The sequence below is a fragment of the Microbacterium album genome, assembly GCF_014643695.1.
GTDB classification, from domain to species: Bacteria; Actinomycetota; Actinomycetes; order Actinomycetales; family Microbacteriaceae; genus Microbacterium; species Microbacterium album.
Genome location: NZ_BMJY01000006.1, coordinates 70,221 through 95,824 on the forward strand (window position 1 = coordinate 70,221; position 25,604 = coordinate 95,824).

Consider the following 25,604-nt stretch of genomic DNA (forward strand, 5'->3'; position numbering starts at 1 on the left):
CGCGAAGAGGCCCCGCCCCGGATGATCCGGGGCGGGGCCTCTTCGCTGTCGGGCTACTCGGCCGGGGTCGGGCGGGCGGCGATCGCGGCGTCGGCGGCCGCTGCCGCGGGGGGCTTGCCGTGGGCGGCCCAGTCACCGGTGCCGAGGTAGATGACCTTCTTGGCGATCGAGACGGCGTGGTCCGCGAACCGCTCGTGGTAGCGGCTGGCGAGGGTCGCGTCGACCGTCGCTCCGGCCTCGCCCTGCCAGCTGTCGCTGAGCACCTTCTCGAACACGCTCGCGTGCAGCTCGTCCACGTCGTCGTCGCGGTTGCGGATCTCGTCCGCGATCCGGAGATCCTGCGTGCGCAGCAGCTCCGTGAGCGTGCGCGAGATCTCCACGTCGAGCTCGCCCATCTTCGCGAAGGTGCCCTTGAGGCCCTTCGGGACGGCGCGCTCGGGGTACCGCGTGCGGGCGAGCTGGGCGATGTGCTCGGCCATGTCGCCCATCCGCTCCAGCGAGGCGCTCACGCGGAGCGCCGTCACGACGATGCGGAGGTCGCGGGCAACGGGCTGCTGCATCGCGAGGATCTCGATCGCGAGCTCGTCGAGCGCGAACGTGCGCTCGTCGATCAGCGCGTCGTCGGCGATGACCTCCTCGGCGAGCGCGACGTCGCTCGTGCCGAAGGCGCGTGTCGCCTTGTCGATCGCGATGGTGACCAGCTCGGCGATCTCGACCAGGCGAGACTGCACGTCCTCGAGAGACTGATGGAAGACTTCGCGCATCGGGGACCTTTCGTCTGTCTCGCGGAGGCGTCGCACGGCGGGTGCCGCACGCACGCTCTCTGCGATTGTCGTGAGCGAAGGTGAACGAGCGGTGCCGGCGCGGTAAACACTCCGCGGCGCGTGCTCCTCGCGGAGCCCGCCCGTTCCACCCTTCGTTCGCCATGACTTTACTCTGGAGATATGGACACGACGCAGCTCGCGCTGCTCGCCCTGCTTCTCGGGGCGATCATCGGGGCCGGAGCGTCCCTGATCCTCTTCGCGGCGTTCCGCGCCAGGGCGCGCGTCGCCCGCGACGCGGTCGACGTGGTGCCCGAAGGCGTGACGGCCGTGCTGGAGGCCATGGACGACGCCGCGGCGGTCGTCGGGCCCTCGGGCGTGGTGATGGCGACCTCGCCGTCGGCGGCGTGGCTCGGCCTCGAGGCGGGGGAGCCGCTGGAGCACGGCGAGCTGCGGGATCTCGTTCGCAACGCGCGCTCGGGAGCCACGGAGACCGAGACGCTGCGCCTCCAGCGCGGGCGCATGTCGACCGACTCCCGTCTCGTGGCGGCCCGCGCGACGCGCATCGCCGAGCGATTGATCCTGCTGATCGTGCGCGATCTGACCGAGCAGGAGCGGCTCGAGCAGATGCGGCACGACTTCATCGCCAACACCAGTCACGAGCTCAAGACGCCGGTCGGCGCGATCACGCTGCTGGCGGAGGCGATCGAGCTCGCCGCGGACGATCCCGCGCAGGTGCGGGCGTTCACGGCGCGGCTCTCGGCGGAGGCCGATCGCCTCGGGCGCCTCACGGGGCGCATCATGAACCTGTCGCGCCTGCAGGCGGCGGACGAGCTGACCGAGGTGGGCGACGTCGCGATCGACGAGGTCGTCGCGTCCGCGATCGAGGCGCACGCGGTGCAGGCCGACTCCGCCGGGGTGGAGCTCGTGCGCGGGGGCGAGCGCGGACTGTACGTGCGCGGCGACGCGCAGATCCTGAAGGAGGCCGTCGGCAACCTCGTCGCCAACGCGATCGCCTACTCGCCTCGGGGTTCCCGGGTCGGCGTCGGGGTGCGTGCGGTCGAGGGCGTCGTGGAGATCGCCGTCACGGATCAGGGCATCGGCATCGCCGAGGCCGACCAGCAGCGGGTGTTCGAGCGCTTCTACCGCGCCGACCAGGCGCGGTCGCGCCGCACCGGCGGATCCGGCCTGGGCCTGTCCATCGTCAAGCACGCGGTTTCGCGTCACGGCGGAGAGGTGCGACTCTGGTCGCAGCCGGATCGAGGATCCACGTTCACCGTGCGCCTGCCCCTGAGCGAGGCGCCCGTCATCGAGGTCCCCGTGAAGAAGAAGCGCTCGGCCAAGGCGGCCGTGGCCACGACAGCGAAGAAAGGCCGTGTATGACGCGTGTGCTGCTGGTCGAGGATGAGCCCGACCTCGCCGAACCGCTCGCCTACCTGCTGCGCCGGGAGGGCTACGAGGTCGAGATGGCCGAGGACGGAGCGGCCGCGCTGGCGGCGTTCCGTGAGCAGGGCGCCGACCTGATCCTGCTCGATCTGATGCTGCCCGGGATGCCGGGCACGGAGGTGTGCCGCCAGGTGCGGACGTCCTCGGCCGTGCCGATCATCATGCTCACGGCCAAGGACTCCGAGGTGGACATCGTCGTGGGCCTGGAGCTGGGCGCCGACGATTACGTCACCAAGCCGTACTCGGCGCGCGAGCTCCTGGCCCGCATGCGCGCGGTCCTGCGGCGTGCGGCCGACGCGGAGGGCGAGCTCGACGAGCGGATCCTGGAGGGCGGGCGCGTCTCGCTCGACGTCGACCGGCACACGGTCGCGGTGGACGGCGAGCAGATCAACATGCCTCTGAAGGAGTTCGAGCTGCTGGAGGTCCTCATGCGCAACGCCGGCCGCGTGCTCACGCGCGGGCAGCTGATCGACCGCGTGTGGGGGAGCGACTACTTCGGCGACACGAAGACGCTGGACGTGCACATCAAGCGCATCCGCTCGCGCATCGAGGTCGTCCCCAGCGACCCGCAGATGCTCGTCACCGTGCGAGGGCTGGGATACCGCTTCGAGGGCTGAGACGCCGCCGGACAGCGCGAAGGCCGCGGGGATCGGATCCCCGCGGCCTTCCGCGTGCGTGCCGGGCGGTGCTCAGTGGCCGCCGCCGCGAGCCGACTCGTGCTCGAGGTGCGAGCAGTCGGTGCGCTCGCCGCCGGGGACGAGGTCGGCGAAGTGATCGAGGCACCCGTCGAGGACGGGGACCTGCACCAGCACGCCCTCGCCGTCGCCCGACTGGAAGTACATCGGGATGGTCGCGCCCGCCGGGGTGTCGATGCCCTCGAGCAGCACCGGCTCGACGTCGCCGGTCCCGAGGCTCAGCGTGTCGTTCGCCGGGACCGTGATGGTGAGCGACTGCCCGCCCCAGTCGACGTTCAACCGCGCCGACGAGTCGGACGCGTTGACGAGCGCCGCCACGAGGTTGCCGTCCGCGCCCTGCTCGTCGGCGATGACGACCGCGTTGAGCACCTTGACCGCCGCACCGTCGGTGTCGGGGACGTTGACGCCGTCGGACGGGGAGTACATGAGCGTGGTCGCCTGCGGCGTGATGGCGGCGCAGCCGGTGACGCCCAGCGCGAGAACGGCGCCGAGGGCGAGGGACGCGAGAGTACGGGAGTTCACGGAACCTCCAGGTCGTGCGGCCCCGCCGAGCTGCGGGCCCTGCCACACATTCTAGGGGGTCGCGTGCGCGTGCCCCGGCCCATGCCTCCGAGGGGCGGCCGACTCGATCCCTGAGACGTGCGCGGTTTCGGCGTGTCGCTACACGGGGTGGGCGGTCGCAAACCTTAGTGGATAGCCGCTGTGGTATCCTGGAAGTCGCCGGAAGGAAATAGAATCTATGCTTTTCGAGGTTGGCGAGACGGTCGTTTACCCGCACCACGGGGCGGCCACGATCACCGAAGTGAAGACCCGAGTCATCAAGGGTGAAGAGAAGGTCTACCTCAAGCTGAACGTCACCCAGGGCGACCTCGTGATCGAGGTTCCCGCGGAGAACGTCGACCTCGTCGGCGTGCGTGACGTGATCGGCCAGGACGGGCTCGACAAGGTCTTCGAGGTCCTGCGCGCCCCGTTCACGGAGGAGCCGACCAACTGGTCCCGCCGCTACAAGGCGAACCTGGAGAAGCTCGCCTCGGGTGACGTGATCAAGGTCAGCGAGGTCGTGCGCGACCTGTGGCGCCGCGATCAGGACCGCGGTCTGTCGGCGGGCGAGAAGCGCATGCTCGCCAAGGCGCGCCAGATCCTCATCTCGGAGCTCGCGCTCGCGGAGAAGACCGACGAGGAGAAGGCCGCGACCGTCCTCGACGAGGTCCTCGCGTCCTGACGCCGGCCCGGCCGTCCCGGTTGAGGGCGGCCCGGATGCGGGTACGTTGAGGGGGTGACCCTCACGCCCGTTCCGCGAATCGCCGTCGTCCTCGTCGCAGCCGGTGCCGGCACGCGACTGGGAGCCGGTGAGCCCAAGGCATTCGTCGGCATCGACCGGCACAGCATCCTGCGTCACGCCCTGCGGGGCGTGCTGACGGCATCGTCGACGGCCGCGGCGCAGCTCGTCGTCGTCGCTCCCGCGGGTCGCGAGGGCGAGGCGCTGACCGAGTCCCGCGAGGTCGCCGGAGACCGGGCGGATCTCGTGTCCGTCGTCACGGGCGGCGCCACCCGACAGGAGTCGGTCGCGGCCGGGCTTGCGGGACTGTGGCCGTCGATCGAGGTCGTGCTCGTGCACGACGCCGCCCGCGCGCTCACGCCCCCGGAGGTCTTCGACCGGGTGGTGGACGCCGTCGACCGGACCGGCTGGGGCGTCGTCCCGTCCCTCCCCGTGATCGACACGATCAAGCGCGTCGAGGGGGAGCGCATCGTCGAGGCGGTCGACCGCTCGCAGCTCGCGGCGGCGCAGACCCCCCAGGGCTTCCGCCGCGACGTGCTCGACTCGGCGTACGCGGTGGCGACCGAGGACTTCACCGACGACGCGGCGCTCGTCGCCGCCGCGGGGCACCGTGTGGCGATCGTTGCGGGCGACCCACTGGGCTTCAAGATCACCACTCCCGCCGACCTCGAGCGCGCGCGATCGGTGGCCGCCCCGGTCCCCGCGGTCGCCGACTCCGCCGTCGCTCGTCCCGGGGCGGCGCTGCCGCGGGTCGGGGTCGGCACGGACGTGCACGCCTTCGCTGACGACGACGGGGCCGTGCTGTGGCTCGCCGGGCTGGAGTGGCCGGGCGAGCGTGCTCTGTCCGGGCACTCGGACGGCGACGCCGTCGCACACGCGATCGTCGACGCGCTGCTGTCGGCGGCCGGGCTGGGCGACATCGGCACCCACTTCGGCGTCGACCGCCCGGAGTTCGCCGGTGCGCACGCCGACGCGTTCCTCGCTCGCACCCGGGCCCTGCTCGGCGAGGCGGGCTGGGCGATCGGAAACGTTGCGGTGCAGGTGCAGTGCCGGCGCCCGCGGTTCGCGCCGCGGCGCTCCGAGGCCGAGGCGGCTCTCTCGACCGCGCTGGGCGGTGTGCCCGTCTCCGTCTCGGCGACCACGACCGACGGCGTTGGCTTCACCGGCACGGGCGAGGGCGTGCAGGCCTTCGCCGTGGCGCTGGTGCACCCCGCCTGAGCTCGCGCCCGGCCCGGCGCCCGGCCCCGGAGCCGTCGCCGCATCCCGACACAATGCGACGCGGGTCTTGCGCTGTACCCTTGCCTCGGGAATATGGTGTCACCGACAACAATCCCCGCACGCGCAAAGGAGCGCCATGCGCAGGTTCAGATTCACCCGTACCCTCGGAGGCGTCCTCGGCGGCCTCGCCCTGATCGGCGCCGGGGCGGTCGCGCCGGCCACCGCCGCCCCGACCGTCGTGGAGACCATCGACTTCGACGACGGCACGACCGGCAGCTGGACGCAGTCCGGCGGCGGCGCGGGCACGCTGCAGTTCGTCGAGTCCGGCGACGGCCTCGCGCTGCGCGTGGCCGGACGCGCCAATGACTTCACGGGCATCCAGTCTCCCGTGGGATTCCTGGCCGCAGGGCACCGTTACACGTTCTCGATGTCGGTCCGGCTGGCCGAGGGCACGTCCGCCACGCAGGCGCGGTTCGTGGTCAAGCCCGCGTATCAGTGGGTGGGCAACACAGCCGTCTCGGCCGATGCGTGGACGACCGTGACGGGCACGTACGAGGTGCCGGCCGGCGCGGACGTCAGCGAGCTGCAGGTCTACATCGGCACGAGCGACACCGGCGCTCCGTACGACTATCTGGTCGACGACCTGGTCGTCTCCGCGGAACCGCTGGACGCCGGCCCTCCGGGCGGCGGGCCCGATCCGGAGACGCCGGCACCGGGGACCGTCGTGCTGCACACGGACTTCGAGGACGGGCTCGGCGGCTGGGCTCCGCGTGATGCGGGCGCCGGCGCTCCGAGGGTCGAGCTGACCGGCGTCGCGCACGGCGGCGCACATGCGGCGATCGTCACGGAGCGATCCGGCCAGGGCGCCGGGATCGGGCACGACGTCACCGGCCTGCTCGTGCCGGGCACCGCGTACCGCCTCGAGGCCTGGGTGCGCTTCGCCGAGGGGCAGCCCGTCGACGACGTCTGGCTGAGCCTCGCTCGCACGACCGGCGGCTCGACCACCTACTCGACGCTCGGCCAGTTCTCCGGGATTTCGAACAACGGCTGGACGCACGTCTCGGCCACGTTCCAGGCGACCGCGGCCGATCAGGCGCTGCTGTACTTCGAGACCAACTACAACGGCAGCAACCGCAGCGACTTCCTCGTCGACGACGTCGTGCTCAAGGTTCCGGACGCCGTCGTGATCGAGGATCTGCCGTCGCTGGCGGGCACGGTCGACGTGCCGCTCGGCGTGGCCATCGACAGCCGCGAGACCACGGGGTCGCCCGCGGAGCTGCTGCGACGGCACTTCACGCAGATCACCGCCGAGAACCACATGAAGCCCGAGGCCTGGTACGGCGCCGACCGCGCCTTCGCCCCGCACCCGGAGGCGCTCGCGCTGATGGACTTCGCCGCGGCCAACGACCTCGATCTGTACGGGCACGTGCTCGTGTGGCACAGCCAGACGCCGGCCTGGTTCTTCCAGGACGCCTCTGGAGCTCCGCTAGCTGCCGATGGGAGCGGGCAGCAGACGCTGCGCGAGCGCATGCGCACCCACATCTTCGCCGTCGCCGAGAGCCTCGCCGACAGGTATGGCCCGTACGGATCGGCCTCCAACCCCGTGACCGCGTTCGACGTCGTGAACGAGGTGGTCTCCGACGGCGGCGAGTTCGCCGACGGCCTGCGCCGCAGCGAGTGGTACCGGATCCTGGGGGAGGAGTACATCGACCTCGCCTTCGAGTACGCCGACGAGGCGTTCAACGAGACGTACGCCGACGCCGGCTCCGATCGTCCGGTCGCGCTGTTCATCAACGACTACAACACCGAGCAGGACGGCAAGCAGGGGCGGTATGCCGCCCTCGTCGACCGACTGCTCGAGCGCGGGGTGCCCCTCGACGGCGTCGGACACCAGTTCCACGTCAGCCTGGCCATGCCGATCTCTGCCCTGGCGGGCGCGCTCGAACGGTTCGCCGGCCTCGGCCTGACGCAGGCGGTGACGGAGTTCGACGTGACCACCGGCACGCCGGTGACGCAGGCGCGGCTCGTCGATCAGGGCTACTACTACCGCGACGCGTTCGAGGTGTTCCGCGCGCACGACCTCTTCGCGATTACAGTCTGGGGGCTGACCGACGGGCGCAGTTGGCGCTCCTCCAACGGCGCGCCGCTGCTGTTCGACGACGAGCTGCGTGCCAAGCCGGCGTACTACGGCGCGGCGGGCGCGGCCCTTCCCGACCGGCTGCGCGCGGCGAACGTGTTCGCAGGCGAGGTGCCTCTGGAACCGGACGCGCCGGAGTGGCGGCGCCTGCCGTTGCACGCGCTGGACGGCGAGGGCGCCTTCCAGGCGCGATGGACGCCCGACGGCCTCACGGTCCTGGTCGATGCCCCCGGCGGCGACGCGAACACGGCCATCGAGCTCGAACTGGGCGGCACGGTCTACACGGTGCGTGGCGACGGGACGGGCGACGTGCCCGCTGCGGCGACGGCCACCGACACGGGCGTCCGGGTGGCGGCACAGCTGCCCCTGGACGGCGCAGCGCAGGGCGACACCGTCGCGTTCGACGTCAGGATCGGCGGCATCGGCGCGTGGAACTCGCCCGGCGCCGTGGGCACCCTGTCGCTGATCGAGCCGCTGTCGTACCTGGAGGTCGTGGAGACGGCCGAGGCCCCGGACATCGACGGCGAGATCGACGAGCACTGGGAGGCCGCTGGCGCGGTGTCCACGGACGTGCAGGTCGAGGGCACGGGCGGCGCCAGCGCCACGGTGCGCACGCTGTGGCGCGGGAACACGCTGTACGTGCTGGCCGAGGTCGCCGACGAGCAGGTGGACGTCTCAGGCAGTGACCCGTGGGTGCAGGACTCCGTCGAGATCTACGTCGATGCCGGCAACGTCAAGAACGGCGCATACCGGTACGACGACACCCAGATCCGGATCAGCGCGGAGAACGCCGTCTCGTTCGGGACCGGCGACACCGCGTTCCAGCAGGGACGGCTCACCTCGGCGACGGCGATCGTCGACGGCGGCTACGTCGTCGAGGCCGCGATCTCCCTGCTCGAGTACGGCGGCGAGGGCACGTTCCACGGCCTCGACTTCCAGGTCAACGACGGCACGGCCGGAGCCCGCACGGCGATCCGCAACTGGGCCGACCCGACGGGCACCGGTTACCAGAGCACGGCGCACTGGGGAGTCGGACAGCTCGTGGCGGCGGACGACGGGACCGAGCCTCCCGTGAAGCCGCAGCCTCCCGTGAAGCCGCGGCCCCCTCACGGCGGCGGGGGCACGGGGCCGGACCCGGTCGGCGGTCCGCAGACGCCGGGGTGGCAGCCGTTGCCCGGCGGCGCCCTCACCGCCGACGTGCGAGGCAGCGTCACCGTTCCGTCCCAGGCCAGCCCGGGAGAGACGATCCGGGTCGGCGGTCTCGAGCCGCGCAGCGCGGTGGCCGTCTACCTGTACTCGCAGCCCCAGCTGCTGGTCACGGGCACGGCCGGGCCGGACGGAACGATCGCCGTCACGATCCCGCTCGACGTTCCGCTCGGCGATCACCGGATCGCGGTGTACGACGCCGCAGGAGAGCTGATCGGATGGGCTCCGATCCGGATCGTCCCCGTCGAGGCGCTCGCCGCGACCGGCGCGGACGCGGTGGCTCTCATGACGGCGCTGGCAGCGGGCGCGGCCGTGTTGGCGGCCGGGGTCGTCCTCGCGCTCGCCGCCCGCCGGCGACGCGCTCAGAGAGCGAGCGTCATGTACGTCGAGAGCGGATCGTCCGTGTAGTCGGCGAACGGGCCGCACTCGCGGAAGCCCTCGCCCGCGTAGAGCGCGCGGGCGGGGGCGAACGCCGCGTCGCTGCCGGTCTCGAGCCACAGCGACGTCAGCCCGCGGGCGCGCGCCTCCGCCACGATGTGGCGCAGGAGCGCACGGGCGACGCCCCGGCCGCGATGGGCGTCGCCCGTGCGGAACGACTTCAGCTCGCCGCGCGCGGCATCGAGCTGCGCGAGGGCGGCGATGCCGGCCACGTCGCCGTCGATCCATGCGCTCCAGACCGTGATGCCGGGAGCGCGCAGCGCATCGAGGTCGAGCGCGTGCACGCTCTCGGGCGGGGTGTTCGCGTGCATCTCGGCGTGGTGCTGCGCGGCGAGCCGGAGCGTCTGCTCGCCGGTCAGGTCGTCGGTGCGGATCTCGATCATCGGATCAGCCCTCTACGGTGAAGAGTCGGGGAGTGCGGGCCGAGCGGGCCGACCGGAGGCGAGCAGCACCAGCCCGGCGCCGAGCACGACGATGCCCGCTGTCGAGAGCGCGGAGAGGTGCTCGCCCAGCACGACGATGCCGAGGACGCTCGCGGTGAGCGGCTCGCCGAGCGTGAGCGTCGCCGCCGTCGCCGCCCTGAGGCCGCCGAGGCCCCACGTGAACAGGGCGTACGCGGCGGTGATGGTGGCCAGCCCCAGCCACAGCGCCATGGCCGCGCCGCGGGGGTCGGCCATCCAGCCCAGGTCGGTGAACGGCAGCGCCGCGGCGGCGATCACGGCGCTGCCTCCGCCCATCGCGCCGACGACCGTGAACGGGTGCCAGCCCGCGTCGAGCAGCCGCCGCTGCGCGACCGCGATGACGGCGAACGCCGCACCGGCTCCGAGCGATCCGGCCAGGCCGGCGGGGTCCGCGGATCCGCCCGCGCCCCCGCCGAGCGCGAGCAGGGCGACGCCGATCGTGGACACGGCGGTCGCGGCGCTCCACAGCAGCCCGGGGGCGCGCCGCGTGAGGAGCCACTCCAGGAGCCCGGCGAGGACGGGCGCGGAGCCCAGGGCGATCACGGTGCTCACCGCCACCCCGTTGGCGGACGTGCCGAGGAAGAACAGGGGCTGGTAGACGAACAGCGACACGGCCGTCGCCGCCATCAGCGCGAGCGGCTTCGCCGACAGGCGCGGTCGAGGGGGCCTCCGGCGGTGGCGCAGCACCGCGGCCCCCGCGGCCAGGAGCGCGAGCGCGCTTCCTCCGATCGCGAGCCGGACGGCCCCGACCGCGAGCGGCGTGGTGCCGTCCGGGCCGAGTTCCTGCGACGTGCCCGTGGTGCCGAACAGCACGGCCGCGGCGAGCACGGCGAGGACGAAGCGCACCCGACCGTTCTACCCCATCTGTTCGCGCTCCCCGCACCCACCGCACGGCCTTGACTAGCGTGTGTGCTGTTCACTAGCGTTCCCCGCACTAGTGAACGGCACCGGCGCTAGTCAACGGGCCCTGCGTGGGGGCGCAGGGGTTTCGGATGGGCCACGCCGTAGGCTGGGGGCGTGTCCGTCCGCATCTACGACTCCCGCGCGCAGTCCCTGCGCGAGTTCGTGCCGCGCGTTCCCGGGAACGTGACGATGTACGTGTGCGGACCGACGGTGCAGTCGGGGCCCCACGTCGGGCACCTGCGCGGGGCGCTCGCGTTCGATCTGCTGCGGCGGTGGCTGGCGTACCGTTTCGGCCGGGTCACGTTCGTGCGCAACGTGACCGACATCGACGACAAGGTGCTTGAGCGCGCCACCGCGGACGAGCCCTGGTGGGCGCTGGCGTACCGGATCGAGCAGGAGTTCACCGGCGCATATTCCGCGATCGGCATCCTTCCGCCGACATACGAGCCCCGCGCGACGGCCTCGATCCCGCAGATGCAGGAGCTGATCGCGCGCCTGATCGAGCGGGGCCACGCCTACGCCGCCGCGGGTGACGTGTACTTCGATGTGCGCTCGTGGGCCGAGTACGGCTCGCTCACGCGTCAGTCGCTCGACGCGATCGAGCCCGCGACCGACGCCGATCCGCGCGGCAAGCGCGACCCGCGCGACTTCGCCCTGTGGAAGGGCGCCAAGCCCGATGAGCCGGCCGACGCGTGCTGGGACTCCCCGTGGGGCCCGGGTCGTCCGGGCTGGCACATCGAGTGCTCCGCCATGTCGCGTCGCTATCTCGGGGCCGAGTTCGACATCCACGGCGGCGGCCTGGACCTGCGCTTCCCGCACCACGAGAACGAGCTGGCCCAGTCGGCCGCCGCGGGCGATCCCTTCGCCCGGTTCTGGGTGCACAACGGGCTCGTCACTGTCGACGGGCAGAAGATGTCCAAGTCGATCGGCAACGTCACGCTCGCGGCCGACCTCCTCGCCGGCCGTCCGGCTCTGGTCGTCCGCTACGCGCTCGCCGCCGCCCACTATCGGTCCAGTCTCGACATCTCGGACCGCGCTCTCGACGAAGCCGCCGCCGCGCTCGAGCGCATCACGGGCTTCCAGGCGCGCGCCGCCGAAGCCGTCGGGGCGCCGGGCGAGCGCGAGGTGCCCGAGTCGTTCGCCGCCGCCATGGACGATGACCTCGGCGTGCCGCAGGCGCTCGCCGTGCTGCACGACACCGTGCGCGCCGGCAACTCCGCGCTGGACGCGGGCGACGCGGCCGCGGTGCGAGCGGCGGCCGACGGCGTCGCGGCGATGGTGCGCGTGCTGGGGCTCGACCCCGCGAGCGCGACGTCCACCGCGGCATCGAGCGCCGAGACGGCCCTGTCGACGCTGGTCGAGGAGCTGATCTCGCAGCGGGCGCAGGCGAGGGCCGCGAAGGATTGGGCGACGGCCGACCGCATCCGCGATCTCTTCGCGGCCGCGGGAGTCGCGCTCGAGGACACCGCCGACGGGACGAGGTGGAGCATCCCGGATGCCGCCCCCCGTGCGGCCGAAGACGACAGCCGCGCCGGGCGTGGCAAGAGGGAGAACTGATGGCGAAGCTGGGACGCCCGGGCGCAGGCCGGGGCAAGAAGAAGGGCCCCACGAAGGGCACCGGCGGGCACAGCCGCAAGGCGCTCGAGGGCAAGGGGCCCACCCCGAAGGCCGAGGACCGCGTCTACCACGTCGCGCACAAGCGCAAGCAGGCCGCCGAGCGGCTCGCCGCCAAGCGCGGACAGCACGCCCAGACCCCCGGGCCCCGGACGTCGCGGCCCAAGGGCGACACGGACACCGAGAACGTCACGGGGCGCAACTCGGTGCTCGAGGCGCTGCGGGCGCGGATCCCCGCCACGGCGCTGTACATCGCCCAGCGGGTGGAGATGGACGACCGCGTCAAGGAGATGCTGTCGATCGCGAAGAACCGCGACATCCCGATCCTCGAGGTGACGCGGCCCGAGCTCGACCGCATGGCCGGCTTCGACGGCGTGCACCAGGGCGTGGCGCTGAAGGTTCCGCCGTACGAGTACGCGCACCCCCAGGACCTGCTCGAGCGGATCATCGAGGGCGGTCAGACCCCGCTGCTGGTGGCGCTGGACGGGGTGACCGACGCCCGCAACCTGGGCGCGATCATCCGCTCCACGGCCGCATTCGGCGGACACGGGGTGGTGATCCCGCAGCGCCGCTCCGCGGGCATGAACTCGGGCGCGTGGAAGACGAGCGCCGGCGCCGCCGCCCGCATCCCCGTGGCGATGGCGACGAACCTCACCACGACCCTGAAGGAGTTCAAGAAGCAGGGCGTATTCGTGCTGGGCCTGGACGGCGACGGTGACGTCTCGCTGCCCTCGCTGCAGCTCGCCGACCGTCCCGTCGTCGTCGTCGTGGGTAGCGAGGGCAAGGGGCTCTCCCGGCTGGTGACCGAGACCTGCGACCAGATCGTGTCGATCCCGATCTCCGCCGCGACCGAATCGCTCAACGCCGGGATCGCGGCATCCGTCGCGCTGTATCAGATCGCGACCCTGCGGGCCGCGACCGACTAGACAACGCGCGTGGGTCCGCTTCCGAGCTGAGGGAATCCTGGGAGCGCGACGCGCGTTGCCACGGATGGTCCGCGTCTCGCGGACCGCTCGACCTACGACAGCATCACCCGACGAAGGGAATCAGCATGGCTCGCATCGCCGTCATCGGAGGCACTGGCTACGCCGGCAGCCACATCGTGAAGGAGGCCGTCGACCGCGGCCACACGGTCGTCTCGGTCTCGCGTAAGGAGCCGTCCGAGCGCGTCGAGGGCGCCACCTACGCGACGGCGACCCTCACGGACGGACCGGGCGTCGTGGCCGCCATCGGTGACGTCGACGTCGTGGTGGTGGCGGTGGCTCCGCGCGAGGACATGGCGGGGCGCGTGCGTCCCGGCATCGCGGGGCTCGCGGACGCGTTGCCCGAGGGGACGCGGCTCGGCGTCGTGGGCGGCGCGGGCGGCAGCCTGGTCGCCGAGGGCGGCCCGATGCTGATCGACGCCGGCGAGTTCCCCGAGGCCTTCCAGCCGGAGGCGCGCGAGATGATCGGCGTGCTCGACGACCTCCGCGCGGATGAGACGGGCCTGGACTGGTTCTACGTGCACCCCGCGGTCTTGTTCGGGGCGTACGCGCAGGGCGAGCGCACGGGCGGCTACCGCACGGGCGGGGACGTCCTCGTGGCGAACGAGAAGGGGGAGTCGACGATCTCCGGCGCCGACTTCGCGATCGCGATCCTCGACGAGATCGAGAACCCGAAGCACCGCCGTACGCGCTTCACCGTGGGCTACTGACCCACGACCGGGGTCAGCGGGCGCGGGTGCCCTTGCGGTACTGGTACGGATTGCTGAGGATCTCCGCCTCCGGGATCTCAGGGTTCATGCCCGCGCGCCACACGTCGTCGCCGAGCGTGCCGCGCAGGTGCTCTACGGTGTCGTCGAGCCGCGCCCGCAGCCCCGGGAGGTCCACGCCGCACAGGCGGCCGTCCCACTTGACCGGCACGCCGCCGACGAGCACTACTTGCACGTCGCCGCGTCCGGCCTGGTAGACGACGTGGCCGTAGGGATTGAGGATCGGCAGCATCGTCGGCGAGTGCTCGTTGCGGATCAGAACGATGTCGGCCAGCTTGCCGGGTTCCAGGCTGCCGATCTCGTGCCAGCGTCCGATCGCCTTGGCTCCGCCGCGCGTCGCCCAGTCGACGACGTCCTGAACGCGCAGGGTGGCATGGGTCACCGTCGCTCCGTCCTGATGCGCGATGTAGTGCTCGAGAGACCGGTCGGCGCCGATCGTCGTGCGCATCGCCGAGAACATGTCAGCGCTGAACCACACGCTCGTGTCGATCGACAGTGACGCTGGGATGCCGTGCGCTCGCAGCTTCGCGGCCGGCGGATAGCCCTGGCCGCAGGTCTGCTCGCTCTCGGTGGAGAGCGACACCGTGCCGCCCGACGCGGCGATGCGCTGATAAGAGTCGTCACTGAGGGTTGCAGCGTGCACGTACACGAAGCCCTCATCCATAACGCCGTGCTCGTACATCAGGCGCACGCCGTCGTCGCCCGTCGCCCCCCAGACGCCCGCGTGGGTTGTCACCGAGAGACCCATGTCCTTGGCGAAGCGGAATGCCGGCGCCTCGGGGAAGGAGGCGTCGCCGGGCACGTCGAAGGCCAACTGCGTGCCGTACAGGCGTGAGCGCGCGTCCTCGATGACGCGCGCGACGGCGGGCTCCTGCGTCCATTCCCACGGAGCCTGATGGAGGTTGCCGTAGGCGAAGACATAGCGGCCCGGAGCGCTCGCGAGCGCGTCCACGGCGGCAGCGCCGTGATCGGGCGTGCGCAGACCGTGCGACCAGTCGACGCCGGTGGTCACGCCGGACTCGATGGCGTCGAGCGCCGACAGCAGGTTGCCGACCGCGATGTCCTCGGGCCGAAAGGTCTTGCCGTGCTCCAGGTAGTACCAGACGAAGTACTGCGTGAGTGTCCAGTCGGCACCGTACGCGCGCATCGCGGTCTGCCACATGTGCCGGTGCGTGTCGACCATGCCCGGCATCACGATGCCGCCGCTGGCGTCGATCTCGTGGACGCCCGGCGGGGCGGCCAGGTCGGGGCCGACCTGCGCGATTCTGCCGTCGATGACGAGCACGTCCGCCCGGCGATGGACGGAGTGGGCGTCGTCCATCCTGAGGAGGATGCCGTTGCGGAACACGATGGGCTGGCCGGGAGCGGGGATGGGGGTATCGGACATGCTCGATCTCCTTTGATCAGCAGGACGAGACCAGGATGGCGCGCGCAGTCGATGTTCACAAGCTCTTGACACATTCTGTGCTTAAGCCGTTTACTCGGGTTCAGCAGCACTGAACAGTTCTCGGGTTAGCGCTGTACACCCGAGGGATCGACGACGGTGCGGCACCCACGGCGCGACGAGGCGCCGCGGTGGAGCTCTCGGGAGACTGCTATGGCGAGGTACGTGGTTCGTCGGGCGGCGGACGCCGTCTACTCCGATCCGGGGCCGGTGGCCCCGAGCGCCGAGGGCGTCACGCGATGGCGTGCCGTCGGCGAGGAGGACGGGGCCGCGCACACCGACTTCGGGATCACGCGGCTCGCTCGGGGCGGCCGGATCGCGACCCACGTGCACTCCTTCGAGGAGAGCTTCCACGTGCTGAGCGGGGAGGTGCTCCTCGCGACGCCCGAGGCCACGGTCCACCTCATGGCGGGTGATTACGGCGTCATCCCCATCGGCGTGCCGCACCGCTGGGGCTCCGTCGGCGCGCAGGGGGCGGAATGGGCCGACCTGTTCACGCCGCCGGCGCGCTCGCGCCACGGCGGCGACACCTACCGAGTGCCGGAACTGGCCGCGCGCGACGCGGTGCGCGTCGATCCCCGCGATCCGCGCATGCGCTCGTTCGGCTCGATCAGCGCTGCGCACATGGACAAGGACGCTCAGTCGCAGGAGCTGCTGGCCGTCTCAGCCAGCATGCGCACCGCGTTGCTGGTGTACAGCGGCATCTCCCTGAAGATGATGGTCGACTCCGACCTCGGCGCGACGCTGGGGACGCTGTTCATGGTGCAGTACGAGCCTGATGGCAAGGCAGGTCCGCACGACCACCCCCTCGAGGAGGCGTACCTCATCACCGAGGGCGAGGTGCGTGCGACGTTCGACGGCGACGAGTACCTGCTGCGCGCGGGGGACATCGCGTGGGCGGGCGTCGGCACAGTCCACTCGTTCGCCGCGACCGGCGCTCCCGTGCGATGGCTGGAGACCCAGGCGCCGCAGATGCCGGCACGCCACGCCTACCGCTTCGCGCGGGACTGGGAGTACCTGACGGAACGTCTGGAGGAGGAACAGTGACGGAGCGCACCATCCTGGTCGTCGGCGGATCCGCCGGCATCGGCCTCGAGATCGCGAGGGATCTCATCGCCGGCGGTGATCGGGTGATACTGACGAGCCGCAGCGCGGAGACGGCCGCCCGGGTGGCGGCGGATCTCGGACCCGCGGCGACCGGCCTCGCCGTCGACGTGTCGGAGCCCGAGCAGATCGTCGCCGCGCTGGCGGACGTCCCCGCGATCGACGGGCTTGTGCTGGGCGCCATCGAGCGCGACGCCAACACGATCCGGGACTACTCGATCGAGCGCGCCCGACGCCTCATCACGCTGAAGCTCATCGGCTACACCGAAGTGATCCACGCGTTGCTCGACCGGCTGCAGCCGTCGAACGAGACCGGCATCGTGCTCTTCGGCGGGCGTGCGAAGGATGCCCCCTACCCGGGGTCGACCACCGTGTCGACAATCAACGGCGGCATCGAGGGTCTGATGAACACGCTCGCGCTGGAGCTCGCGCCCATCCGCGTGAACGCGCTCCACCCGGGGATCGTCGGCGACAGCCCGTTCTGGGCGGGCAAGCCGGCGGCCGTGCTCGAGGGCTATCAGTCGCGCACGCCCGGTGGCGAGCTGGCGACCATGACCGACATCGTCGACGCGGTGCGCTTCCTGCTGTTCAACCGCGGCGTCTCCGCGCACAGTCTCAACGTCGACCGCGGCTGGCGCATCACCTGATCCGCCACCGAGCCCACTGATCCAAAGAGACGAGGACGTCACATGAGCATCGCGACCCGAGGGAACATGGGGGTCGACTGGGAGGCGCGCGTCGATTTCGGACGCCTGCGGGAGGAGCGGCTCGCGCGGCTGCGCGCCGAGCTCGACCGCTCCGAGCTTGGCGCCCTGCTCGCCTTCGATTTCGGCAACATCCGCTACGCGTCGGCGACCCACATCGGCACTTGGGCGATGGACAAGCTCATCCGGTTCTGCCTGATCACGCGCTCGTCCGACCCGATCGTGTGGGACTTCGGGTCGGCCGCGAAGCACCACGACTTGCTGAACCCGTGGCTGCACGAGACCCACATGGAGGCTGACGCGGACCCCCACGCGCCGCACCACGGCGCCAAGCGGCCGCGGCTCGAGACTGGGGCCCGCGCCGGTATCTCGACGCTCCGCGGCGCATTCCCGCCCGCGGCCGGCATCGCCGAGGAGGTCGCCCGCAAGGTCACGCGCGAGCTTGAACGGTTCGGGCTGGCACGTGAGCCGCTCGGCGTGGACCTCATCGAGCTGCCGATCCTGTTCGCACTGCAGGCCCAGGGCATCACTGTGGTCGACGGGCAGCAGGTGTTCCTCGAGGCGAGGCGGATCAAGACCGCCGACGAGATCACGCTGCTGACCTCTGCCGCATCGATGGTGGACGCCGCTTACGACCGGCTCTATGAGTTCCTGCGTCCAGGCGTGCGCGAGAACGAGTGCGTCGGCCTCGTGGCGAAGTCGCTCTACGACCAGGGCTCGGAGTACGTGGAGGGCGTCAATGCGATCTCCGGGGAGCGCTGCGCGCCCCATCCCCACGTCTATTCCGACCGCGCCGTCCGCCCGGGGGATCCGGCGTTCTTCGACATCCTGCACTCTTTCAACGGTTATCGAACCTGCTATTACCGCACCTTCGCGGTGGGATCCGCGAGCCCGGCGCAGCGCGACGCGTACAAGATCGCGCGCGAGTACATGGACGTCGCAATCGCGGCCGTGCGGCCGGGGGCCACGACCGCCGACATCGTGTCGCTGTGGCCGAAGGCGCAGGAGGTCGGGTTTCCCGACGAGGAGGCCGCGTTCGCCCTGCAGTATGGGCACGGCGTCGGGCTGTCGATCTGGGAGAAGCCGATCTTCAGCCGGCTGACGTCGCTCGACCATCCCGAAGTTCTCGAGGAGGGCATGGTCTTCGCTCTCGAGACGTACTGGCCGGCGGCGGACGGCTGGGGAGCCGCGCGCATCGAGGAGGAGCTCGTCGTCACCGCCGACGGCTGCGAGGTCATCACGAAGTTCCCGGCCGAAGACCTGCTCGTCGCCGGCGGCGGCCGTTACTTCACCGTGAACGGCCCGCTGCCCGGCATCCGTGACTCGCAGTCGCACCTGAACACGCCGGAGGGCCGCGGAGAGGCGCACCGCGAGAAGGCAGCCGACTGACGATGTTCGAGCCGCTCTTCCTCGCGCAGCAGGTGCTGAACGGTCTCAGCTTCGGGGCGCTGCTGTTCCTGCTCGCCAGCGGACTGACGCTGGTGTTCGGGCTGATGCGCATCATCAACCTCGCGCACGGCGCGTTCTACATGCTGGGCGGATACCTCGGAGTCGTGGTGTCGGCCATGACCGGGAACCTGCTCGTCGGCCTGATCACCGCGGTGATCGTGGTGGCGGTGACGGCGTTCGTGGTCGAGGTCGTCCTGCTGCGGTTCGTGCGCGGGCAGGAGCTGCCCGAGGTGCTGGTGACCGTCGGCGTGTCGTTCGTGACGGCGGACCTGTGCCTGGCGTTCTTCGGCGGCGACCCGCGGAACCTGCCGTCGTCGGTGATGGTGCCCGGCGCGATGACGATCGGCACCCTGACCTATCCCTGGTACCGCATCCTCGTCATCGGCGTCGCGGTGGTCATCGGCATCGGCCTCGTGCTCCTGCAGCACCGCACGCGCATCGGCGCGGTCGTGCGCGCCGGCGTCGACGACCGCGAGATCATCCAGGCGATGGGCGTGAACATCAATCGCGTGTTCACCGGCATGTTCATCCTCGGCGCCGCGCTCGCCGCGATCGGAGGCACGGTCGGCGCCGGTGTGCTGTCGATCCGTCCGGGCATCCAGGACGAGGTGCTGTTGTACGCGCTGGTCGTCATCATCATTGGCGGGCTCGGCTCGATTCCGGGGGCCGCGGTGGGCAGCGTGCTCATCGGCGTGATCGACGCGTTCGCGAAAGCGTGGGTGCCTGACCTCGCGTATTTCACCGTCTTCGCCCCGATGGCGCTGGTGCTCGTGTTCCGTCCCACAGGACTGTTTGGGAGGCCCGCATGACGCACTCGCCCATCACCAGGACGATCAACAGCCCGACCTTCTTCTACTCGCGAACCCGGTGGCCCTGGCTGCAGCTCGTGCTGATGGTCATCCTGCTGGCGTTCGCCGTCGCGCTGCCCTATCTCGGCGCGGATCAGTACGTCGTCTCGCTGGCGATGACCATCTTGATCGCCGCGATGCTCGCCGCCAGCGTGAACTTCCTCGTCGGCGACGGTGGAATGGCCTCGCTCGGACACGGCGCGATCGCCGCGGCGTCTTCCTACGGTGCGGGGTGGGCGAGCAGACAGGGACTCGAGCCCGAGATGCAGATCGTCGTCGCGCTCGGCGTCACGCTGGTCGTCTCCTTCGTCTACGGCGCGCTCTCGATGCGCACCAGCGGCATCTTCTTCCTGATGGTCACCCTCGCCCTGGGCATGGTGATCTTCGGGCTCGCGTATCGCTGGTCGGGCGTGACAGGCGGCGAGAACGGCATCACCGGCATCCGGCGACCCGACGTGCTCGGCCCGTACTGGATCTACTACTTCTTCCTCGTCGGGATGTTCGTCCTCGTCACCGTGGCGCTGTGGGTGATCAGCCGTTCCCCGTTCGGCGCGAGCCTGCGCGGGATCCGAGACAGCGAGACCCGGATGCGCAGCCTCGGCTACAACGTGCCCGCTTACAAGCTCGGCGCCTTTATGATGTCGGGCTTCGTCGCGGGGCTCGCCGGGCTGCTGGCCGTCTGGCACACCCACTTCGTCAGCCCGTCATCGGCGGGCGTGCACCGTTCGGTGCTCCTGATCGTGATGGTGATCCTGGGCGGCGTCGGCACCACCTTCGGCCCGCTCATGGGCGCGGCCGTCGTCGTGCTGATCGAGAACGTCGTGTCGAACTCGGTCGAGCGCTGGCCCACTCTGCTCGGGCTGGTGTTCATCCTGGTCATCCTCTTCGCACGCAAGGGGATCATGGGCGGCGTGATCACGCTGCTCGGGCGGTTCGGCTCCGGTCCGCCCTCAGCGGGGCCGCCCGGCAGCACCGGGGGGCCGCCCGCAGACCCGCTCGCATCAAGCGACGCTCCGCTGGCCGGGGTGTCGACCAGCAAGATCACATGAGAGGAACAGTGATGACGTCGAAGAGGATGTCACATCGGTCACGGCTGTCCGCACTCGCCGCCCTCGGCGCAGCGGCCACCCTCGCGCTCACCGCGTGCGCCCCGCCAGGGGCCGCGCCTGCCGACCCCGGCGCCGCGGACGGCGGCGAGGACGGTGCCCAGGTGCTCAAGGTGGGTTACATCTCGCCCATCACCGGCAACTTCGCGATCGCCGGTCAGGAGATGGTCGACGGCTGGAACCTGTACTGGGAGATCAACGGCCCCGAAGCCGGTGGTGTGACGGTGGAGACCATCGTCGAAGACGACGCGGGCAACCCCGAGGTGTCGCTCACCAAGGCGCAGAAGCTCGTCACGTCTGACGGGGTCGACGTCGTGATCGGCCCCCTGCTGGCCAACACGGCGCTGGCGGTGGCGGCGTACACCTCACAACAGGGCATCCCGAACCTGCACCCCGTGGCGGCGGCCGATGACCTGACGCAGAAGCAGGCGAACGACCTGACGGTGCGCACGGGCTCGCAGTCGGGCTCGCAGACGATCTTCCCCGGTGCCCGGTGGGCAGCTGAGGAGGAAGGCTACGAGACGGCCGTGACGCTGTGCCCCGACTACGCGTTCGGTTGGGAGTCGTGCGCCGGATTCACTCAGGGCTTCGAGGCCGGCGGGGGCGAGGTCGTGCAGCAGCTGTGGTTCCCGAACGGCACGAGCGACTTCTCGACCTACGTGTCCCAGATCCAGGCGGCCGGGGCCGACGTCGCGTTCGTCGCAACGGCGGGCGGCGCTCCTGGTCCCGACTTCCTCCGTAGCTTCCTGGGCATGGGTCTCGGGGAGTCGCAGCCGCTCATCATGAACTGCTGCGGCATGGATCAGGCCACGCTGCGGACGCTGGGCGCTGACATCGAGGGTTTTCGGTCGATCTCGTACTGGGCCGAGGGGCGCGAGTCGCCGGTGGTCGAGGAGTTCTCCGCGGCCTACTCTGAGCGCTACGACGGCCGCATCCCGTCGGCGAACGTCGCGGGCGGTTACATGACGGCGAGTCTCGTGGCGGCGGTGCTCGAGGAGAACGGCCTGGTCACCGGTGAGGACCTCGTCGCCGCCATCACCGCCCACGAGTTCGAGGACTCGATCTTCGGCAAGGCGTCCTTCGACGACTACAACAACATGACGAGCCCTGTCTACGTGCGCGAGGTGCGTGAGGTCGACGGTGTGTACAAGAACGTGCCGATCGCCACCTTCGAGGACGTGGACCAATGGTTGGGCAAGTCACCGGAGGAGATTCTCGAGCAGCCGACCTATTCGCAGGACTTCCAGGGCTGATGAGCGCTCCTGCGCGCGAGTCCGCGGTTCCCGGCCCGCAGGGGGAAGGGGCCGCGGTGCCCGCGCTCGTCGCCAACGGGCTCGGCAAGAGCTACGGCGGCGTGCGCGCCGTGGACGACATCTCGCTGACCCTCGGTGCCGGGGAGAGAATGGGCGTGATCGGCCCGAACGGGGCCGGCAAGACCACGCTGTTCAAGATGATCGCCGGCGACGTCGCGCCGACGGACGGCCGCGTCGAGCTGTTCGGGCGGGATGTGACCGCGGTCCCCACCGCGCGGCGCGCCCGCTTGGGCGTCGGGCGCACGTTCCAGGTGTCGAACCTGTTCCGGGAGATGACGGTGTTGGACAACGTGCGCGTCGCCGCCCGCGGCGGCACCGCGGGCGCGCGGGTGTTCTGGCGCCCGCAGGGATCGCGTGACCAGGTCACGGCGCGGTCACGGGAGACGCTCGAGTCCGTCGGCCTCGCGTACCGCAGCGACGACACGGTGGCGGCGCTGTCCCACGGTGAGCAGCGTCAGCTCGAGATCGCGATGGCGCTCGTGGGCGACCCGCGCATCCTGCTGCTCGACGAGCCGGCAGCGGGGCTTTCGGCGGCCGAACGCGCCACGCTGCGCGAGCTCATCGAGCAGCTGCCCCGCACGATCCCGATCCTTCTGATCGAGCACGACATGTCGCTGGCGCTGGGCCTGACCGACCGGGTGATGTGCATGGAGAACGGGCACCACGTCGTCACGGGCACTCCGGCGGAGGTGCGCGCGAACGAGACCGTCCGCGAGATCTACCTCGGCCGTCGCGATCGGAAGGAGGAGTCGTGACCCTTCATGTCACCGACCTGCACGTCGGATATCAGACGGCGCGCGTGCTGCACGGCGTCACGTTCGAGTTGCCGGAGGGGCGCGCGGTCGCCGTGCTCGGACGCAATGGCATGGGCAAGACCACGCTCGTGCGCGCGATCTGCGGCCTGCGTCCGCCGACGATCACCCACGGCACGATCACGTTCGAGGGCTCGGATCTGACCCGGAAGCCGAGCCACATGGTGTCACGCGCGGGCATCGCCTTCGTGCCTCAGGGGCGCCGGGTGTTCGGGTCACTCACCACGCTCGAGAACCTGACGGTCGTGCCGCGCCGCGCCGACGCCAGCGAAAGTGCCTGGACCGTCGACCGCGTCTTCGAGTTCTTCCCCCGGCTGGCTGAGCGACAGCGCTCGATGGCGCGTTCGCTCTCGGGTGGCGAGCAGCAGATGCTCGCCATCGGTCGCGCGCTGATGACCGGGCCGCGGCTGCTGATCATGGACGAGCCGAGCGAGGGGCTCGCACCCGCCGTGCTCGACGTGATCCAGGATCGGCTCGCCGAGCTGTCGGTATCCGGGCTGTCTGTGCTGATCGCCGAGCAGAACGTCGACCTCGCCCTGGAGATCGCCGAGCACGTGATTCTCATCGACGACTCGGGAACGGTCGCCTGGCAGGGGCCGGCGCCGGACCTGGCGGTGGACACGGTGCTGCTCGAGCGCCACCTGAGCATCTGATGGCTGCCCCGCCACCCGTCGTCGACCTCGTGCTACGGGGCGGTCGGATCACGACGTTCGCCGATGCGGGGCAGGGCCCGGCGGAGGCGGAGGCGATTGCGCTGGCCGGCGGGCGGGTCGTGGCCGTCGGCACGGCCGCGGACGTCGCGCCCTACGAGCCGCTCGCGGCCCGGGTCATCGACCTCGAGGGGCGGCGGGTGCTGCCCGGGCTGAACGACTCCCATATCCATGCGGTGCGCGCGGGGCCGGCCTGGACCCGCACGCTGCACTGGGACGATGTGCGCGACCTCGCCGTGGCGCTGCGGACGGTGCGCGATTCCGCCGCCGCGCGGCCCGCGGGGGAGTGGATCCCCGTCACCGGGGGCTGGCACGCTTCGCAGCTCGCCGAGCGTCGCGCCCCCACGCGTGCCGAGCTCGACGCCGCGGCGCCGGACCATCCCGTGTACGTGCAGGAGCTGTACGACCGCGCCGTGCTGAACTCGGCGGCACTGGCAGCCTGCGGCTGGACGGACGACTCTCCCGACCCGGAGCGCGGGACGCTGCTGCGCGATGCCGAGGGGCGCCTCACCGGCGAGATCCGCGGCGTGGGCGCCTTCGCGGTGCCCCTCGCGGCCGCACTTGCGGTCGACGCGGAGGAGGCACGGCGGGGCGTTCGCGCGATGACTGCCGAGTTTGCGCGACACGGGCTCACCGGCGTGGTGGACGGCGGTGGGCTGCTGATGACTCCGCGCGACTACGACGACCTCTACAGCGTCTGGAGGGCGGGCGAGCTATCCGTGCGCGTGCGCACCTTCGTCTCGGCATGGTCGCGCGGCGGCGAGGTGGAGGACATCCGCGCGCTCACAGACCTGGTCCAACCCGGCGCCGGCGACCACATGCTGCGAATCGCCGGCATCGGTGAGATCCCGCACCTCGGCTGCCACGACATGGAAGGGCTCGATCCGTTCGAGCTGAGCGACGCGGCCCACGAGGAGCTCGTGGAGATCGTGCGGCTCTGTGCACGCCGCGGCTGGCGGATGAGCGTGCACGCCGTGCTCGACAGGACGCTCGGCCGGGTGCTCGACGCATGGGAGCAGGTCGAGCGCGAGGAGGGGCTGGTCTCCGGTCGAGGCTGGTCGATCGTGCATGCCGACGCGGCGTCCGCGACGAATCTGGACCGCATCGCCCGACTCGGTGCGGGCATTCTCGTCCAGAACCGGCTGCTGCTCAAGGGCGGCGACTATGTCGAGGCGTGGGGCGAAGACGCGGCGACGTGCGCGCCGCCGATCGCCGGGATGCGGAGCCGCGGCATCCCGATCGGCGCGGGCACCGACGCGACGCGTGCGAACTGGTTCTCCCCGTGGGCGTCCATCGCATGGCTTGTGACGGGCCGGACGCTCGATGGGCGAGGCGCGCGGTCCACCGAGCATCTGCTCGACCGACGGTCCGCGATCGCCGCCTATACGCGCGACGCCGCGTGGTTCACGGGAGAGTCCGGCACGCGCGGCCGATTGGCACCCGGATACGACGCGGACCTCATGGTGCCGGACGCGGATCCGCTGACCTGTCCCGAGGAGGACCTCGCAGGCATCCGCAGCGCTTTGACGGTGCTCGGCGGTCGTGTCATGCACGACCGCATCACGCCGCAAGGCATCACCGAGGACGGCCGCGAGCTCGCGGGAGCGCGCGGCTCTGAGAGGAGCACGACATGAGTGACATCCCCGCCCCGCGCCGCGTGGGCAACGCCGAGATCATCCACCACGAGGGCTACGACGACGGAATCGTGAGCCCGTTCGTCCCGGCGATCCGCACCGTGTCGGGCGCCAGGCTCGTGTTCATCAGCGGCGTCACTGGCGCACCCGTCTACCATGATCATCCGCACCGCCCCGAGGTGTTCGATGCGATGCCGATGGATGCGGAGGGGCAGGCGCGCAACGCGTTCGCACATCTGGATCTCGCGCTGCGGGCCGCGGGCTGCGAGCGGTATGACGTGGTGAACATGATCCGCTTCTTCACCGACATCGTGGCCGATCAGGATGTCGTCAACGCGCTGCAGGGCGAGTGGTTCGGCGGTCACATCCCGACGTCGACCACCCTCGAGATCTCGCGCCTCGCGACGGATCCGCGACTGCGCTTCGAGTTCCACGTGGTCGCGGCGGCGTCCGCCGGCTGATCGCGCCTGCACGGACGAAGGCGCGCAGAGGCGGTGTGCACTGCCCATGTTCATCGGGGCGGTACACGGAGCGCTATTCTCGGAACACCACCTGAGGGGGAATGGGGACCG

The 25,604-nt window shown here is 71.1% G+C and carries 23 protein-coding genes; 18 read left to right on the top strand and 5 right to left on the bottom strand.

The window, feature by feature from the left end; genetic code table 11:
• Positions 1-53: 53 nt before the first annotated feature.
• Complete coding sequence (gene phoU / locus IEX37_RS08825; protein ID WP_188755899.1) at positions 54-764, bottom strand: phosphate signaling complex protein PhoU; 711 nt, start codon at positions 762-764, stop codon at positions 54-56.
• Positions 765-944: 180 nt separating this feature from the next.
• On the opposite strand from phoU, the gene IEX37_RS08830 reads away from it, so the two are divergent.
• Together IEX37_RS08830 and IEX37_RS08835 are read left to right on the top strand one after the other, a co-directional pair.
• Positions 945-2,144 (top strand): sensor histidine kinase, encoded by a 1,200-nt coding sequence (locus tag IEX37_RS08830; protein ID WP_188755900.1) that lies wholly within the window; start codon positions 945-947, stop codon positions 2,142-2,144.
• Entirely contained in the window at positions 2,141-2,824 is a 684-nt protein-coding gene (locus IEX37_RS08835) for a response regulator (RefSeq protein WP_188755901.1), read from the top strand. Before IEX37_RS08830 ends, IEX37_RS08835 begins: the two co-directional genes overlap by 4 nt.
• A 72-nt stretch (positions 2,825-2,896) precedes the next feature.
• On the opposite strand, the gene IEX37_RS08840 is transcribed toward IEX37_RS08835, so the two are convergent.
• Entirely contained in the window at positions 2,897-3,424 is a 528-nt protein-coding gene (locus IEX37_RS08840; RefSeq protein WP_188755902.1) for a DNA modification methylase, read from the bottom strand.
• Between the two features lie 217 nt (positions 3,425-3,641).
• On the opposite strand from IEX37_RS08840, the gene IEX37_RS08845 reads away from it, so the two are divergent.
• The 3 genes from IEX37_RS08845 (at position 3,642) to IEX37_RS08855 (ending at position 9,150) form a co-directional block, all read left to right on the top strand.
• Positions 3,642-4,124, top strand: coding sequence for a CarD family transcriptional regulator (locus IEX37_RS08845; protein ID WP_188755903.1), 483 nt, complete (start codon positions 3,642-3,644; stop codon positions 4,122-4,124).
• A 54-nt stretch (positions 4,125-4,178) separates the two neighbouring features.
• A complete protein-coding gene (ispD, locus tag IEX37_RS08850) occupies positions 4,179-5,399 on the top strand; it encodes a 2-C-methyl-D-erythritol 4-phosphate cytidylyltransferase (protein WP_188755904.1) in 1,221 nt (406 codons plus the stop codon).
• Between the two features lie 136 nt (positions 5,400-5,535).
• Entirely contained in the window at positions 5,536-9,150 is a 3,615-nt protein-coding gene (locus tag IEX37_RS08855) for an endo-1,4-beta-xylanase (protein WP_188755905.1), read from the top strand.
• Here IEX37_RS08855 and IEX37_RS08860 read toward each other — a convergent pair.
• Together IEX37_RS08860 and IEX37_RS08865 are read right to left on the bottom strand one after the other, a co-directional pair.
• On the bottom strand, positions 9,105-9,563 hold the full coding sequence (locus IEX37_RS08860) for a GNAT family N-acetyltransferase (protein WP_188755906.1): 459 nt from the start codon (positions 9,561-9,563) through the stop codon (positions 9,105-9,107). The two genes, IEX37_RS08855 and IEX37_RS08860, sit on opposite strands and share 46 nt — an antisense overlap.
• Positions 9,564-9,575: 12 nt before the next feature.
• The gene (locus IEX37_RS08865; RefSeq protein ID WP_188755907.1) at positions 9,576-10,487 is read right to left on the bottom strand and encodes a DMT family transporter; all 912 of its coding nucleotides are present in this window, start codon (positions 10,485-10,487) and stop codon (positions 9,576-9,578) included.
• A gap of 171 nt (positions 10,488-10,658) precedes the next feature.
• Between IEX37_RS08865 and cysS the strand changes: the two genes are divergently transcribed.
• The 3 genes from cysS (at position 10,659) to IEX37_RS08880 (ending at position 13,851) form a co-directional block, all read left to right on the top strand.
• Positions 10,659-12,101, top strand: a complete 1,443-nt coding sequence (gene cysS, locus IEX37_RS08870; protein ID WP_188755908.1) for a cysteine--tRNA ligase — start codon at positions 10,659-10,661, stop codon at positions 12,099-12,101.
• Positions 12,101-13,084 (top strand): 23S rRNA (guanosine(2251)-2'-O)-methyltransferase RlmB, encoded by a 984-nt coding sequence (gene rlmB / locus IEX37_RS08875; RefSeq protein WP_188755909.1) that lies wholly within the window; start codon positions 12,101-12,103, stop codon positions 13,082-13,084. Before cysS ends, rlmB begins: the two co-directional genes overlap by 1 nt.
• Positions 13,085-13,209: 125 nt before the next feature.
• Complete coding sequence (locus IEX37_RS08880) at positions 13,210-13,851, top strand: NAD(P)-dependent oxidoreductase (protein ID WP_188755910.1); 642 nt, start codon at positions 13,210-13,212, stop codon at positions 13,849-13,851.
• Between the two features lie 13 nt (positions 13,852-13,864).
• Here the strand turns inward: IEX37_RS08880 and IEX37_RS08885 are convergent, their stop codons facing one another.
• On the bottom strand, positions 13,865-15,295 hold the full coding sequence (locus IEX37_RS08885; RefSeq protein ID WP_188755911.1) for an amidohydrolase family protein: 1,431 nt from the start codon (positions 15,293-15,295) through the stop codon (positions 13,865-13,867).
• A 210-nt stretch (positions 15,296-15,505) separates the two neighbouring features.
• Here IEX37_RS08885 and IEX37_RS08890 point away from each other — a divergent pair, with 210 nt between their 5' ends.
• From IEX37_RS08890 to IEX37_RS08935, 10 genes are read left to right on the top strand one after another with little or no spacing between them, the layout of a single operon-like run.
• Positions 15,506-16,399: a cupin domain-containing protein gene (locus IEX37_RS08890; protein WP_188755912.1), complete on the top strand. Its 894-nt coding sequence runs from the start codon at positions 15,506-15,508 to the stop codon at positions 16,397-16,399.
• Positions 16,396-17,103: an SDR family NAD(P)-dependent oxidoreductase gene (locus tag IEX37_RS08895; RefSeq protein WP_229663171.1), complete on the top strand. Its 708-nt coding sequence runs from the start codon at positions 16,396-16,398 to the stop codon at positions 17,101-17,103. The genes IEX37_RS08890 and IEX37_RS08895 overlap by 4 nt, the downstream gene beginning before the upstream one ends.
• A gap of 42 nt (positions 17,104-17,145) precedes the next feature.
• Positions 17,146-18,549, top strand: coding sequence for a M24 family metallopeptidase (locus tag IEX37_RS08900; RefSeq protein WP_188755914.1), 1,404 nt, complete (start codon positions 17,146-17,148; stop codon positions 18,547-18,549).
• 2 nt (positions 18,550-18,551) lie between these two features.
• Positions 18,552-19,418: a branched-chain amino acid ABC transporter permease gene (locus tag IEX37_RS08905; RefSeq protein WP_188755915.1), complete on the top strand. Its 867-nt coding sequence runs from the start codon at positions 18,552-18,554 to the stop codon at positions 19,416-19,418.
• Positions 19,415-20,506 carry a branched-chain amino acid ABC transporter permease gene (locus tag IEX37_RS08910; RefSeq protein WP_188755916.1) on the top strand — a complete coding sequence of 364 codons (1,092 nt, stop codon included), beginning with the start codon at positions 19,415-19,417 and terminating at the stop codon, positions 20,504-20,506. Before IEX37_RS08905 ends, IEX37_RS08910 begins: the two co-directional genes overlap by 4 nt.
• A gap of 11 nt (positions 20,507-20,517) precedes the next feature.
• Positions 20,518-21,816, top strand: coding sequence for an ABC transporter substrate-binding protein (locus tag IEX37_RS08915; protein WP_188755917.1), 1,299 nt, complete (start codon positions 20,518-20,520; stop codon positions 21,814-21,816).
• The gene (locus IEX37_RS08920) at positions 21,816-22,631 is read left to right on the top strand and encodes an ABC transporter ATP-binding protein (RefSeq protein WP_188755918.1); all 816 of its coding nucleotides are present in this window, start codon (positions 21,816-21,818) and stop codon (positions 22,629-22,631) included. The genes IEX37_RS08915 and IEX37_RS08920 overlap by 1 nt, the downstream gene beginning before the upstream one ends.
• A complete protein-coding gene (locus IEX37_RS08925) occupies positions 22,628-23,341 on the top strand; it encodes an ABC transporter ATP-binding protein (protein ID WP_188755919.1) in 714 nt (237 codons plus the stop codon). The genes IEX37_RS08920 and IEX37_RS08925 overlap by 4 nt, the downstream gene beginning before the upstream one ends.
• Positions 23,341-25,032 carry an amidohydrolase gene (locus IEX37_RS08930; RefSeq protein WP_188755920.1) on the top strand — a complete coding sequence of 564 codons (1,692 nt, stop codon included), beginning with the start codon at positions 23,341-23,343 and terminating at the stop codon, positions 25,030-25,032. Before IEX37_RS08925 ends, IEX37_RS08930 begins: the two co-directional genes overlap by 1 nt.
• Positions 25,029-25,493, top strand: a complete 465-nt coding sequence (locus IEX37_RS08935) for a RidA family protein (RefSeq protein WP_188755921.1) — start codon at positions 25,029-25,031, stop codon at positions 25,491-25,493. The genes IEX37_RS08930 and IEX37_RS08935 overlap by 4 nt, the downstream gene beginning before the upstream one ends.
• Positions 25,494-25,604 lie beyond the last annotated feature (111 nt).

Coding starts and splice junctions, on each gene's coding strand:
- IEX37_RS08920 (WP_188755918.1), top strand. CDS start 21,816: ATGAGCGCTCCTGCGCGCGAGTCCGCGGTTCCCGGCCCGCAGGGGGAA.
- IEX37_RS08835 (WP_188755901.1), top strand. CDS start 2,141: ATGACGCGTGTGCTGCTGGTCGAGGATGAGCCCGACCTCGCCGAACCG.
- IEX37_RS08915 (WP_188755917.1), top strand. CDS start 20,518: ATGACGTCGAAGAGGATGTCACATCGGTCACGGCTGTCCGCACTCGCC.
- IEX37_RS08855 (WP_188755905.1), top strand. CDS start 5,536: ATGCGCAGGTTCAGATTCACCCGTACCCTCGGAGGCGTCCTCGGCGGC.
- IEX37_RS08885 (WP_188755911.1), bottom strand. CDS start 15,295: ATGTCCGATACCCCCATCCCCGCTCCCGGCCAGCCCATCGTGTTCCGC.
- IEX37_RS08905 (WP_188755915.1), top strand. CDS start 18,552: ATGTTCGAGCCGCTCTTCCTCGCGCAGCAGGTGCTGAACGGTCTCAGC.
- IEX37_RS08830 (WP_188755900.1), top strand. CDS start 945: ATGGACACGACGCAGCTCGCGCTGCTCGCCCTGCTTCTCGGGGCGATC.
- rlmB (WP_188755909.1), top strand. CDS start 12,101: ATGGCGAAGCTGGGACGCCCGGGCGCAGGCCGGGGCAAGAAGAAGGGC.
- IEX37_RS08890 (WP_188755912.1), top strand. CDS start 15,506: ATGGCGAGGTACGTGGTTCGTCGGGCGGCGGACGCCGTCTACTCCGAT.
- IEX37_RS08880 (WP_188755910.1), top strand. CDS start 13,210: ATGGCTCGCATCGCCGTCATCGGAGGCACTGGCTACGCCGGCAGCCAC.
- IEX37_RS08860 (WP_188755906.1), bottom strand. CDS start 9,563: ATGATCGAGATCCGCACCGACGACCTGACCGGCGAGCAGACGCTCCGG.
- IEX37_RS08900 (WP_188755914.1), top strand. CDS start 17,146: ATGAGCATCGCGACCCGAGGGAACATGGGGGTCGACTGGGAGGCGCGC.
- phoU (WP_188755899.1), bottom strand. CDS start 764: ATGCGCGAAGTCTTCCATCAGTCTCTCGAGGACGTGCAGTCTCGCCTG.
- IEX37_RS08935 (WP_188755921.1), top strand. CDS start 25,029: ATGAGTGACATCCCCGCCCCGCGCCGCGTGGGCAACGCCGAGATCATC.
- IEX37_RS08910 (WP_188755916.1), top strand. CDS start 19,415: ATGACGCACTCGCCCATCACCAGGACGATCAACAGCCCGACCTTCTTC.
- IEX37_RS08845 (WP_188755903.1), top strand. CDS start 3,642: ATGCTTTTCGAGGTTGGCGAGACGGTCGTTTACCCGCACCACGGGGCG.
- IEX37_RS08930 (WP_188755920.1), top strand. CDS start 23,341: ATGGCTGCCCCGCCACCCGTCGTCGACCTCGTGCTACGGGGCGGTCGG.